Origin of the sequence: Pseudorhodoferax aquiterrae, from assembly GCF_014652235.1 — a bacterium.
Lineage (GTDB): Bacteria > Pseudomonadota > Gammaproteobacteria > Burkholderiales > Burkholderiaceae_C > Pseudorhodoferax > Pseudorhodoferax aquiterrae.
This window is the reverse complement of the sequence record NZ_BMYK01000043.1, coordinates 1-12,011: the sequence shown is the minus strand read 5'-3', so window position 1 is coordinate 12,011 and position 12,011 is coordinate 1. Positions and strand designations below refer to the sequence as shown.

The following is a 12,011-nucleotide window of genomic DNA, read 5'->3' as shown; positions in this document are numbered from 1 at the left end:
GTACCGGACCGGCCGGGCTATGGCGCGAGCCCGGCGCGCGCGGGCGAGCGCAGCGCCTGCCGCATCGCCGAAGAACAGCACGCCTTGCTGCGCCAGGCGGGCCTGCCGCCGCCCTATGTGCTGGTCGGGCATTCGCTCGGCGGCCTGTACCAGTATGTCTACGCGCGCATGTACCCGCAGGACGTGGCCGGCCTGGTGCTGCTGGACCCCACGCATCCGCAGCTGCAGGCCACGCTGGCGCAGACGCAGCCCGCTGCCGCCGCGCTGCTGCAATTGGCCCGCCAGACCGTGTTCAGCCCCGCCATGGCGCAGGAGTTCGACGCCCAGGCCGACTGCCTGCAAGAGGTGGAGCGGCAGCCGCGGCTGAAGGCGCCTACCGTGCTGCTGGCCTCGACCGAGACGCCGGTCTACATGGGCGAGGGCCTGCGCGGCATGCTGGAGGACCTGCGCCAGGATTGGCTGCGCCGCAGTGGGGCCACGCTGGCGCGCGTGCCGGGCAGCGGCCACAGGATCCAGCTGGACGCCCCGCAGGCGGTGGTGGGCGCCATCGAGGCGGTGGCCGCGGCGGCGCTCTGAACGGCGCCCGCGCAGTGCCCCGCATGCAAGCCGGATCCCGCCCGGCGCGTAGGGCCCCCGTCCGGCGCCGCACCGGCCTCAGGAGCTCTCCTGCCCTTGCCGCAGCCGTGTGCTGGCCAGAGCGGCGACCACGAGCAGCACGGCGATGATCAGCAGGCCGTTCGTGGTGCGCCCCGTGGACTGCTCGATCAGTCCCATCACCGAAGGTCCGATGAAGCCGCCGATGAGGCCGCAGGTGTTAACCAGCGCGAGCCCGCCGGCCAGCGCCGCCCCGCTCAGGCGCGAGGCGGGGAACAGGAACACCACCGACTGCACGACGAAGAACATGAACGCGGTCATGCTGAAGCCCACGAGCGCGACCACCGGGCCGGCGACCGCGGCAGTGACCAGGCCCGCGGCCATCAACAGCAGGCCGCCGAGCAGCATCTTGCGGCAGCTCTGCGGCGTGACCGCCAGCTTGGGCAGGGTCGCCGCACCGATCGACGCCGCGATCCACGGCACGGAGTTCAGCAGCCCGATCTGCAGCGGCGTGAGCTTGCCGTAGGTGCCGATGATGCCGGGCAGGAAGAAGATCACCGTGTAGATGCTGATCTGGTGGCAGAAGTAGACGAAGATCGCGAGCCAGATCTGCCGGTCGGCCAGCGCCGCCTTGAACGAGTGGCCGGCATGGCCCGACTGCTCGGCCTGCTCGGCGTCGAGCTGGCGCTGGATCTGCTGCGCCTGGGCCTTGGTCAGCCAGGGCGCGGTCGCCGGTCCATCGGGCAGCTTCTTCCAGACCACCAGCGCGAAGAAGGTCGCGGGCAGGCCTTCCAGCACGAACATCCACTGCCAGCCGCGCCAGCCCATGACCCCGTCCATCTCGAGCAATGCGCCCGCCAGCGGGCCGCTGATGATGTTGGCCACGCACACGCCGAGCAGGAACAATCCGATCGCCCGCGCCCGCTCCTTGCGGCCGAACCAGTAGGTCAGGTAGAGCATCACCCCCGGGAACAGCCCGGCCTCGGCGGCGCCCAGCAGCAGGCGCATCACGTAGAACGAGGTCTCGCCGGTCACGAAGGCCATGCCTGCGGAGAGCAGGCCCCAGGTGACCATGATGCGAGTGATCCACAGGCGCGCGCCGACCCGGTGCATGATCAGGTTGCTCGGGATCTCGAGCGCCGCATAGCTGAGGAAGAACAGCCCCGCGCCGAGCCCGTAGGCCGCGGCCGAAATGCCGATGTCCACCACCATCTGGCTCTTCGCCAGCGCGATGTTGGTGCGGTCGAGGAAGCTGATGATGTAGGCAAGCACGAGCAAAGGCATGAGCTTGCGAAACAGCAGCGAGGTCAGTGCTTTCTGTTCCTCCGCCGGCACGGCGCGGATGTTCTGCGAGAGGGTTGACGACATGATCGGAGTCTCCTGTTGTGTGCATCCGGTCGGGCGGCCGCCGGATGCGAAGATGGGCCTGCGTCGCGCCGTCCTGGCGCGGCATCGCGCAGGCCGGAAAAGCGCTAGAAGGCCACGTTCTCCGCGCCCTTGAGTTGCAGGATCTCGCGGGCCTCGTCGGGCGTGGCGACGTCGATGTTCAGTGCCTCCAGGATGACGCGGATGCGCGCCACCTGCTCGGCACTGGAAGCGGCCAGGCGGCCCGGCCCGATCCACAGCGAATCCTCCAGGCCGACGCGCACGTTGGCACCCATGGCCGCGCCCATGGTCGCCAGGGGGATCTGGCCGCGCCCCGCGCCGAGGATCGACCAGCAGAACCGGTCGCCGAACAGGCGCGTCGCGGTCCGGTGCATGTGCATCAGGTCCTCAGGATCGCTGCCGATGCCGCCCAGGATGCCGAAGACGGACTGCACGAACAGCGGCGCCTGCACCAGGCCGCGGTCCAGGAAGTGCTTGAGATTGTTCAGGTGGCTGATGTCATAGCACTCGAACTCGAAGCGCGTGCCGTTGGCTTTGCCCAGCTTCAGGATGTTCTCGATGTCCTGGAAGGTGTTCTTGAACACGAGGTCGCGGCTCTTCTCCAGGTTCTCGCGCTCCCAGGGGTGCTTGAACTCCTTGAACCGGTTCAGCATCGGGAACAGCCCGAAGTTCATCGACCCCATGTTCAGCGAGGCCAGCTCGGGCTTGAACGTGGTGGCGGGCCGCATGCGCTCCTCGACCGACATGTGCGGGCTGCCACCGGTGGTGATGTTGATCACCGCATTGGTGGCCGCCTTGATGGCCGACAGGAAGGGGCGAAACAGCTCCGGGTCTTGCGATGGGCGGCCATCGCTGGGGTCGCGGGCGTGCAGATGCAGGATGGCCGCGCCGGCCTTGGCCGCGTCGATCGCCGCGGTCGCGATCTCGTCGGCGGTCACCGGCAGGTGCGGCGACATCGAGGGCGTGTGGATCGCGCCGGTCACGGCGCAGGTGATGATGGCTTTGGAACGCAGGGCCATGGAGAACTCTCTGGTAAAGGGGGTGGATGGGGATGCGCTCAGCTCAGCGACTCGACATTGCCGCCGACGCTGAGGCGCTCCCCGCTGACAAACCGGCCAGCGGGGCTGGCCAGGAACACGGCGGCCTGGGCGATGTCCTCGGCCTCGACCATGCTGCGCATCGACACGCGCGCGACGGCGCGCCTGCGCTGCTCGTCCAGCTCGATGCCGTTGGCCAGCGCTTTCGCCGCCAGCACGCGGTCCTGGCGCTCGCCGGCGACCACGCCCGGCAGGATGGCGTTGACGCGGATGCGGTCGGGCCCCAGTTCCATCGCCAGCGTCTCCGTCATGCCGATGACGCCGAACTTGGTGGCCGAATACGGCGTGCGCATGGGAAAGCCGAACTTCCCGGCCGCCGAGGAGATGTTGATGATGGCGCCGCCCTGCGCGGCCTTGAGCAAGGGCACGGCGCGGCGCGTGACCAGGAACACGCCGGTCAGGTTGACCGCCACCGTGCGGTCCCAGTCCTCGGGTGCGAGCGTCTCGATGGCGCCCGTGGGACCGGCGATGCCCGCGTTGTTGACCAGAACATCCAGCGCGCCGCCGTAGCGCTCGGACACGGCCGCGAACAGCGCGTCGACCTGGGCGCGGCTGGACACGTCGCAGGCCAGCACGCCCCACGCGGGACGCAGGGCACGGACGCGGGCCAGCGCAGCCTCGTCGACGTCGCACACCACGACCTCGGCGCCCGCCGCATCGAATGCGCTGGCGATCGCCAATCCGATGCCGGAAGCACCGGCGGTGACCAGGGTTCTACGACCGGAAAGAACGGCAGTCATGGCCTTGCTCCAAAAAAATCATTTTCTTATAGCTGTGATCACAGATCGCTATACGGGTAAACCCCAATCGAAAGATCCGTTCAGGACCGCCGGGGGCAAGCAGGCCATGGCCGCCGATCTGTGCTCGGTGATCACAGTCGACGGCAGAAGGTCCCTATACTTTTCCGATGGACTTCGCTGGACTCGTGACCCCTTTGACCCGCCAGACGTTGAGCAGCGACGTCTACAACCAGCTGCGCGACCTGCTGCTCTACGGGCGCGCGATGCCGGGCGAGCAACTGTCGCTTCGGACCATTGCGCAGGCCCTGGGCGTGAGCGTGATGCCCGTGCGCGAAGCGGTCCACCGGCTGGTGGCCGAGCAGGCGCTGGAGCTGTCGTCCAACCGCGCGCTGCGCGTTCCGGTCATGACCGTGAGCCAGTTCCAGGAGATCACGGCCATCCGGATCAACCTCGAAGGGCTGGCCACGGCGCGCGCCGCTGCGCGCGTGGACGAGGCCGCCTGCCAGGCCATCGCCTCGCTGCACGAGCGGTTTTCACGCGAGATCGCGTCCAAGCGTCCGGACAAGAACCGCCTGATCGCCTTCAACAAGGAGCTGCACTTCGCGATCTACGCCCAGGCGGGCATGCCGATGCTGTTGCAGATGATCGAATCGCTGTGGCTGCGCATCGGGCCGATCCTGAACTACGACCTGCGGTCCGGAACGGACAGGGTCAGGCAGCGCGAACCAGACGACCAGCACGACCGGCTGGTGGACGCACTGAAAGCGCGCGACGCAGCAGGCGCCGTCGAGGCGCTGCGCTGCGACATCCAGGGCGCAGCGGATTTCATCGTCTCGCAAGGCGTGCTGGTGACCGCGGACGCGGTGCCGACGGGCGCGCTGCCCGAGCCCGCGAAAGCCGTCAAGCGCCTGCGTGCGGGGACGCCAGCGGCATAGGTATGCAGGTGCGGCGCCGCCCCATCGGGCGGCAAGTGCGCCGTGCTGTGCCCGTCGGCGCTCCAGCGTCCCCGGCGGCGGCGCGCGCTGCACCGAGGTGCCGCCGCACGGCACCCTGCGGCAACGGGCTCAGACCCGCTCGGCCACCCAGCCCTGCACCGATTCCAGTGCCTTGGCCAGCCCGCTCGCGTCGGTGCCGCCGGCCATGGCCAGGTCCGGCTTGCCGCCGCCCTTGCCGCCGACCTGCTGGGCCACGAAGTTCACGAGTTCGCCGGCCTTGACCTTGCCCACGCTGTCGGCCGTGACGCCGGCCGCCAGCTGCACCTTGGCGCCGTCGACCACGGCCAGCACGATGGCGCCGGTCTTGAGCTTGTCCTTGAGCTTGTCCATGGTCTCGCGCAGGGTCTTCACGTCGGCACCGTCCAGGCGCGCGGCCAGCACCTTGAGGCCCTTGACGTCGATGGCCTTCGCGATGAGCTCGTCGCCCTGGCTGGACGCCAGCTTGCCCTTGAGCGCGGCGACCTCCTTGTCGAGCGCGCGGATCTGCTCCAGCGTCTGCGCGATGCGGGTCTGCAGTTCGGCCACGGGCACCTTGAGGCTGGCGGCGGCCTGCTGCACGCTGGATTCCAGCTGCTGCAGGTAGGCCAGCGCGTTCTCGCCCGTGATGGCCTCGACGCGGCGGATGCCGGCCGCCACGCCGCTCTCGGAGACGATCTTGAACAGGCCGATGTCGCCCGTGCGGCCCACGTGGGTGCCGCCGCACAGCTCGCGGCTGGTGCCGATGTCCAGCACGCGCACGCTGTCGCCGTACTTCTCGCCGAACAGCATCATGGCGCCCGTGGCCTTGGCGGCCTCGATGTCCATCACGCGGGCCAGGGTCTCGCGGTTGGCCAGGATCTCGGCGTTCACGCGCTTCTCGATCTCGGTGACCTGGGCGTCGCTGATGGGCGCGTTGTGCGTGAAGTCGAAGCGCGTCTTGTCGGCATCGACCAGCGAGCCCTTCTGCTGCACATGCTCGCCCAGCACCTCGCGCAGCGCCTTGTGCATCAGGTGGGTGACGCTGTGGTTGCGCATGGTGGCCTGGCGGCGCGCCACGTCGACCTGGGCCTTAACGGCGTCGCCGACCTTCAGCACGCCCTGCGTCAGCACGCCGTGGTGGCCGAACACGTCGGCCTTGATCTTCTGCGTGTCCTCCACGCCGAACTGCACACCCTCGGCCGCGAGGATGCCGCTGTCGCCGACCTGGCCGCCGCTCTCCGCGTAGAAGGGCGTGGTGTCCAGCACCACGACGCCGGCCTGGCCTTCGGTCAGCTGTTGCACCGCCGTGCCCTCGTGGTACAGCGCCACGACCTTGGCGGCTTCTTCCAGGTGCTCGTAGCCCGTGAAGACGTTGCCGGCGCCGCCATACTCGAGCGCGCGGTCCATCTTGAACTTGCCCGCGGCGCGGCCGGCGGCCTTCTGCTTGTCCATCGCCGCCGCGAAGCCGGCCTCGTCCACGGTCACGCCGCGCTCGCGCGCCACGTCGTTGGAGAGGTCCAGCGGAAAGCCATAGGTGTCGTGCAGCTTGAACGCGACCTCGCCCGGCAGCACCTTGGCGCCGCCCGCCAGGGCCGCGTCCAGGATCTCCATGCCGTTCTCCAGCGTCTCGAAGAAGCGCTCTTCCTCGGCCTTGAGAACTTCGACGATGCGCTGCTCCGAGGCCTTGAGGTTGGGATAGGCCTCGCCCATCAGCGCCACCAGTTCGGGCACCAGCTTGTGGAAGAACGGCGTCTTCTTGCCCAGCTTGTAGCCATGGCGGATGGCGCGGCGGATGATGCGGCGCTGCACGTAGCCGCGGCCCTCGTTGCTCGGGATCACGCCGTCGCTGACGAGGAAGGAAGTGGCGCGCACGTGGTCGGCGATGACCTTGAGCGAGGGGTTGGCCAGGTCGGTCGTGCCCGTGGCCTGCGCGGCCGCCTTGATGAGCCGGTCGAACAGGTCGATCTCGTAGTTGCTGTGCACGTGCTGCAGGATGGCGGCCAGGCGCTCCAGACCCATGCCGGTGTCCACGCAGGGCGCGGGCAGCTTCACGACGCTGCCGTCTTCCTGCATGTCGAACTGCATGAACACGTGGTTCCAGATCTCGATGAAGCGGTCGCCGTCCTCGTCCGGGCTGCCCGGGGGGCCGCCGGGGATGTGCGGGCCGTGGTCGTAGAAGATCTCCGAGCAGGGGCCGCAGGGACCGGTGTCGGCCATCATCCAGAAGTTGTCGCTCTTGTACTTGCCGCCCTTGTTGTCGCCGATGCGCACGATGCGGTCCGCCGGCAGGCCGATCTCCTTGTGCCAGATGTCGTAGGCCTCGTCGTCGTCGATATAGACCGTGGCCAGCAGGCGCTCGGGCGGCAGCTTGTAGACCTGGGTCAACAGCTCCCAGCCCCACTTGAGCGACTCGCGCTTGAAATAGTCGCCGAAGCTCCAGTTGCCCAGCATCTCGAAGAAGGTGTGGTGGCGCGCCGTGTAGCCCACGTTCTCCAGGTCGTTGTGCTTGCCGCCCGCGCGCAGGCAGGCCTGCACCGAGGCCGCGCGCACGTAGTTGCGCTTGTCCGTGCCCAGGAACACATCCTTGAACTGCACCATGCCGGAGTTCGTGAACATCAGCGTGGGGTCGTTGCCGGGCACCAGCGGGCTGGAGGCGACGACGGTGTGGCCCTTGGAGGCGAAGAAGTCCAGGAAGGACTTGCGGATGTCGGCGACCGACATGGGGGGGGTGGTGTTCTGGGTCATGGGGGTAAGCAGCTGAAAGCTTGTCTCGGGAATCAGGATTGGGGAGGCTGGAAGATGTCGACACCGACGCGCCGCGCGGCGGCCATCAATTGCTTGTCCTTGGTGGCCAGCGGCAGGCGCTGCTGGCGGGCCAGGTCGAGGTAGCAGGCATCGTAGGAGGTGAGGCCCCAGTCGTGGGCACGTTCGGTCCAGTAGCGGGCATCGGGTTCCAGCGGCAGGGTCTGCAGGTCCAGCACCGCCAGATGTTGCCAGCACTGCCGGATGCCTTCGGCGGAAATGCGTTCGCTGCGCAGCGCGCGCGACAGGATGTCGGCCATCTCCAGATGCCACAACACCGGCACGACCGCGTTCAGGTCGGCCAGGGCCTGCAGCACGCCGACCGAATACGCGTCCTGTTCGTCGGCGAATACCGCGCCCAGCGCGACCGAGGTGTCCAGCACGAGGTGCGTCGATGCCTGCATCAACGCCGGCCCTCGTCGCGCAGCGCGCGCCAGCTGAGGCCCAGCGTGCGCCCGCTGGCCTGCGCCAGCAAGGCGGCCACGGCCGTCTGGCGCGCATCGCGCGCGTGCTGCTGCTGCACGTAGGGAACGATCTTGGCCACCGGCTTGTTGTGCCGGGTGATGATGACCTCCTCGCCGGCTTCGGCGCGGGCCACGTACTCGCTCAGGTGGGTCTTGGCTTCGAACAGTCCGATGGCGGCCACGCGCGCCTCCGAAAGAATTGGTTGAATCAACCAGATTTTAGCCTTGTGGCACCGGTGGAACAGCCGTCGGCGGGCCTGCAACACGCGGCGGCACATTCCGGATCTCGGCCAAGGTGCGCATCCGAATGGTTTCATCCATCAAAACTGGAGAAAACCCTAGATTCCTTTGGATAACCGAGAGCCTAGGATGCGCACCGCTACCCAGCTTTCGCTCAATGAAATCCGAACCGGTCGTCCTGGCCACACCCGACTCCCTCGAGGCGCCCTCCTCGGTCGCCAAGGCGTGCCGCATCCTGCGCGCGTTGGCCGGCGGCCAGGCGCTGCGCCTGACCGACATCGCCCAGGCCACCGGCCTGGACAAGGCCACCGTGCTGCGCTTGGCCGAGATGCTCGCGCGCGAGGGCTTCGTGCGCCGCGACGAGGCCAGCAAGCTCTACCGCGGCGGCCCCGAGCTGCAGCGGGCCGGCAGCGCCGCGCTCGCGCAGTTCGACCCGCGCGCCATGGCCCGGCCCAGCCTGCTGCGCCTGGCCGGCCAGTTCGAGGACACGGCCATCCTCTCGGTGCCCAGCGGCGCCGAATCGCTGTGCCTGGACCTGGAACTGGGCCGCTACCCGATCCGCGCCAACTACTTGGAGGTCGGCAGCCGCCGCCTGCTCGGCGTGGGCGCCGGCAGCCTCGCGCTGTTGGCCTGGCTGCCGCCGCGCGAGCAGGAGGCCGCGCTCGACCTGGTCTGCGCCCAGCTCGCGCGCAGCGGCCGCTACCCCCGCATCGACCACGCACTGCTCGTCGAGCGCTGCGTCCAGGCCCGCGCACGCGGTTATGCGCTGCTGCTGGACGTGGTGGTCGAGCGCATGGGCGGCATCGCCGCGCCCATCCTGGGCGCCGACGGCCGGCCCGTGGCCGCGCTCAGCATCGCCGCGCTCAACGAACGCATCACCGAGCGCGAAGCCGAACTCGCGGCCGGCCTGCAGCGCGAGGCCGCGCTGTGCCAGAACCTTCTTCAGACCACCACCGCATGAACACCGCCTACATCGCCGGCGTCGGCAACACCGCCTTCGGCCGCCTGGAGGGCCAGGGCCCGATCGATCTCATGGCCCAGGCCGCCCGCCAGGCCCTGGCCGACGCACAGCTGCAGCGCAGCGACATCGACGGCCTGCTCTGCGGTTATGCGACCACGCTGCCGCACCTGATGCTGTCCACCTTGTTCGCCGAACGCTTCGGCCTGTCAGTGCACTACGGCCACGGCATGGCGCTGGGCGGCGCCACGGGCGCGGCCATGCTCATGCTGGCGCGCGAACTCGTGCGCGCGGGCCGCTGCCAGCGCGTGCTGGTCGTGGCCGGCGAGAACCGCCTGACGGGCCAGGCGCGCGACAGCGCGATCCAGACCCTGGCGCAGGTGGGTGACGCCGAGATGGAGGTGCCCAACGGCGCCTCCGTGCCGGCCTACTACGCGCTGCTGGCCTCCCGCTACATGCATGCGACCGGCACCACACCGCAAGACCTCGCGGAGTTCGCCGTGCTCATGCGCGCCAACGCCGCGCGCCACCCGGACGCGCATCTGCGCGAGCCCATCACCGCCGCCGACGTGGCCGCCTCCAAGCCCATCGCCACGCCGCTGCGCCTCTTGGACTGCTGCCCGATCTCGGACGGCGCCATGGCGCTCGTGGTGTCCGCCGAACCCGGTCCGGGCCCCGCGGTCGGCATTGTCGGTGCCGGCCAGGCCCACCAGCACCAACACCTGTCGGCGATCGATGACGTGCTATCCACGGGCGCCTCGGCCGCGGCCGGCCGCGCATTCGCCGAGGCCGGTCTCTCGAACGCCGACATCGACTACCTGGGCATCTACGACTCCTTCACGATCACGCTGGCCATGCTGCTGGAGGAGACCGGCTTCGCGCCGCGCGGCCAGGCGGCCGCCCGCGTGCGCGACGGCAGCTTCGCGCCCGGCGGCGCGCTGCCGCTCAACACGCACGGCGGCCTGCTCTCGTTCGGCCACTGCGGCGTGGCCGGCGGCATGGGCCATGCCGTCGAGGCCGTGCGCCAGATGCGCGGCCAGGCCGGTGGCCGCCAGCTGGCCCGCGTGCCGCAACGCGCCTTCGTGCACGCCGACGGCGGTGTGCTGTCCTCCCATGTGAGCCTGATCCTCGCCCGCGCCTAGACCTGCCATGACCGATTCCCTGCACCCCTTCACCGACGGCCTGGCCCGGGGCCAGCTGCGCTACCAGCAGTGCGAGGACTGCGGCGCGCCGCAGACGCTCTCACGCCTGGCGTGCACCGCCTGCGGCAGCCAGCGCCTGGCCTGGCGCGAGGCCAGCGGCCGCGGCACCGTGCTGGCCGCCAGCGTGGTCAGCCGCGCGCCCTCGGACGCATTCCGCCCGCTCGTGCCCTACACGCTGGTGCTGGTCGAGCTGGCCGAGGGCCCGCGCGTGGTTGGTCATGCACTGCCGGGCACCGGCATCGGCGACCGCGTGCAGGCCGGCACCTTCGCGCACGAGCGGCGCAATCTGCTGCGCTTCGCGCCCGCCGCTTGAAATTTCAGAACGAGGAGACAAGCATGCAGAAGACCCGACGCCGCCTCGCCGCGGCCCTGTGCGCACTGGTGGCCGGCCTGGGCGCCACCGCTGCGATCGCGCAAAGCTATCCCAGCAAGCCCGTCAAGCTCGTCGTGCCCTACCCGCCCGGCGGGCCGACCGACATCGTCGCGCGCGTGATCGCCCAGCGCCTGCAGACGCAGACCGGCCAGCCCTTCGTCGTCGAGAACCTGCCCGGTGCCGGCGGCAACACGGGCGCTGCCGCCGTGGCCCGCGCCGCGCCCGACGGCTACACCCTGCTCGTCGCCACCACGGCGCATGCGATCAACCCCTCGCTGTTCAAGAACCTGAGCTACCAGTTCGGCAAGGACTTCGCCCCGATCACGCAGCTCACGAGCGGGCCGCTCGTCGTCGTCGTGAACCCCGCGCTGCCGGCCCGCACGGTGCCGGAACTCATCGCGCTGGCCAAGGCCAAGCCCGGCGACCTGAACTTCGCCTCCTCGGGCAACGGCCAGTCCACGCACCTGGCTGGCGAACTCTTCAACGCCACGGCCGGCACCAGGATCCGCCACGTGCCCTACAAGGGCAGCGCGCCGGCCCTGACCGACACCATGGCCGGCCAGACCCAGCTCATGTTCGACACCATGCTGTCGGCCATGCCGCACGTGAAGGGCGGCAAGCTGCGCGCCATCGCCGTCACGAGCGCCCAGCGCTCGCCGGCCGCGCCCGATCTGCCCACCGTGGCCGAGAGCCTGCCGGGCTTCGAAGCGATTGCCTGGAACGGCTTGCTGGCGCCGGCCAACACACCGCGCGAGGTGCTGGCCAAGCTCAGCACCGAGCTGCGCACGGCCATGGAGCAGCCCGAGGTGCGCGAGCGCTTCGAAGCCCAGGGCTTCGCCGCCGCCTGGACCGCACCCGAAGCCTTCGCGGGCTTCATCCATGCCGAGATCGACAAGTGGGCCAAGGTCGTCCAGGTCTCTGGCGCCACCATCGAATGAAGCAAGCGCCCAGCGGCCGAGCGCAGCGATGGCCCGAACCCCAGGCCGAGCGCAGCGATGGCCCGGATGGCATTTACCCCTGTGCCACTGCCGAGGAGCGCAGCGCCATGGGCTGCGCGGGGAACCTCGCGCTTTGTCATCTGACTCATTGCGCTTGTCCGAGCGAAGTGAACGCAGTGAACGCAGCGAGTTGCGCAATGCAGCCCATGGCGCGAGCACCGCAGGTTGCCCGGAGCGCCAGCGCAGGGACAGGGGCACCGGGGT

General features: G+C 69.6%; 12 protein-coding genes. 6 read left to right on the top strand and 6 right to left on the bottom strand.

Going from position 1 to position 12,011, the window contains the following annotated elements:
• Nucleotides 1-576, top strand: a 576-nt coding sequence (locus IE209_RS31530) for an alpha/beta fold hydrolase (RefSeq protein ID WP_189690818.1), incomplete at its 5' end; no start/stop codon positions are given.
• Between the two features lie 78 nt (nucleotides 577-654).
• On the opposite strand, the gene IE209_RS31525 is transcribed toward IE209_RS31530, so the two are convergent.
• From IE209_RS31525 to IE209_RS31515, 3 genes are all read right to left on the bottom strand, one after another.
• Nucleotides 655-1,962 (bottom strand): MFS transporter, encoded by a 1,308-nt coding sequence (locus IE209_RS31525; protein ID WP_189690817.1) that lies wholly within the window; start codon nucleotides 1,960-1,962, stop codon nucleotides 655-657.
• Between the two features lie 104 nt (nucleotides 1,963-2,066).
• The gene (gene kce, locus IE209_RS31520) at nucleotides 2,067-2,999 is read right to left on the bottom strand and encodes a 3,5-dioxohexanoate:acetyl-CoA acetone transferase (RefSeq protein ID WP_189690816.1); all 933 of its coding nucleotides are present in this window, start codon (nucleotides 2,997-2,999) and stop codon (nucleotides 2,067-2,069) included.
• A 38-nt stretch (nucleotides 3,000-3,037) separates the two neighbouring features.
• A complete protein-coding gene (locus tag IE209_RS31515; RefSeq protein ID WP_189690815.1) occupies nucleotides 3,038-3,817 on the bottom strand; it encodes an SDR family oxidoreductase in 780 nt (259 codons plus the stop codon).
• 167 nt (nucleotides 3,818-3,984) lie between these two features.
• Between IE209_RS31515 and IE209_RS31510 the strand changes: the two genes are divergently transcribed.
• A complete protein-coding gene (locus IE209_RS31510) occupies nucleotides 3,985-4,752 on the top strand; it encodes a GntR family transcriptional regulator (protein ID WP_189690814.1) in 768 nt (255 codons plus the stop codon).
• Between the two features lie 129 nt (nucleotides 4,753-4,881).
• Here the strand turns inward: IE209_RS31510 and alaS are convergent, their stop codons facing one another.
• Genes alaS through IE209_RS31495 form a run of 3 tightly spaced genes read right to left on the bottom strand, consistent with a single transcriptional unit; the run spans nucleotide 4,882 to nucleotide 8,218 of the window.
• Nucleotides 4,882-7,515: an alanine--tRNA ligase gene (gene alaS, locus IE209_RS31505; protein ID WP_189690813.1), complete on the bottom strand. Its 2,634-nt coding sequence runs from the start codon at nucleotides 7,513-7,515 to the stop codon at nucleotides 4,882-4,884.
• A 32-nt stretch (nucleotides 7,516-7,547) separates the two neighbouring features.
• Nucleotides 7,548-7,976, bottom strand: a complete 429-nt coding sequence (locus tag IE209_RS31500; protein WP_189690812.1) for a type II toxin-antitoxin system VapC family toxin — start codon at nucleotides 7,974-7,976, stop codon at nucleotides 7,548-7,550.
• A complete protein-coding gene (locus tag IE209_RS31495) occupies nucleotides 7,976-8,218 on the bottom strand; it encodes a type II toxin-antitoxin system Phd/YefM family antitoxin (protein ID WP_229883153.1) in 243 nt (80 codons plus the stop codon). Before IE209_RS31495 ends, IE209_RS31500 begins: the two co-directional genes overlap by 1 nt.
• A gap of 215 nt (nucleotides 8,219-8,433) precedes the next feature.
• Between IE209_RS31495 and IE209_RS31490 the strand changes: the two genes are divergently transcribed.
• From IE209_RS31490 to IE209_RS31475, 4 genes are read left to right on the top strand one after another with little or no spacing between them, the layout of a single operon-like run.
• The gene (locus tag IE209_RS31490; protein ID WP_189690810.1) at nucleotides 8,434-9,237 is read left to right on the top strand and encodes an IclR family transcriptional regulator; all 804 of its coding nucleotides are present in this window, start codon (nucleotides 8,434-8,436) and stop codon (nucleotides 9,235-9,237) included.
• A complete protein-coding gene (locus IE209_RS31485) occupies nucleotides 9,234-10,376 on the top strand; it encodes a thiolase family protein (RefSeq protein ID WP_189690809.1) in 1,143 nt (380 codons plus the stop codon). The genes IE209_RS31490 and IE209_RS31485 overlap by 4 nt, the downstream gene beginning before the upstream one ends.
• 7 nt (nucleotides 10,377-10,383) lie before the next feature.
• Nucleotides 10,384-10,749, top strand: coding sequence for a Zn-ribbon domain-containing OB-fold protein (locus IE209_RS31480; RefSeq protein WP_189690808.1), 366 nt, complete (start codon nucleotides 10,384-10,386; stop codon nucleotides 10,747-10,749).
• 23 nt (nucleotides 10,750-10,772) lie between these two features.
• Nucleotides 10,773-11,747 (top strand): tripartite tricarboxylate transporter substrate binding protein, encoded by a 975-nt coding sequence (locus IE209_RS31475; protein ID WP_189690807.1) that lies wholly within the window; start codon nucleotides 10,773-10,775, stop codon nucleotides 11,745-11,747.
• The last annotated feature ends 264 nt before the right edge of the window (nucleotides 11,748-12,011 follow it).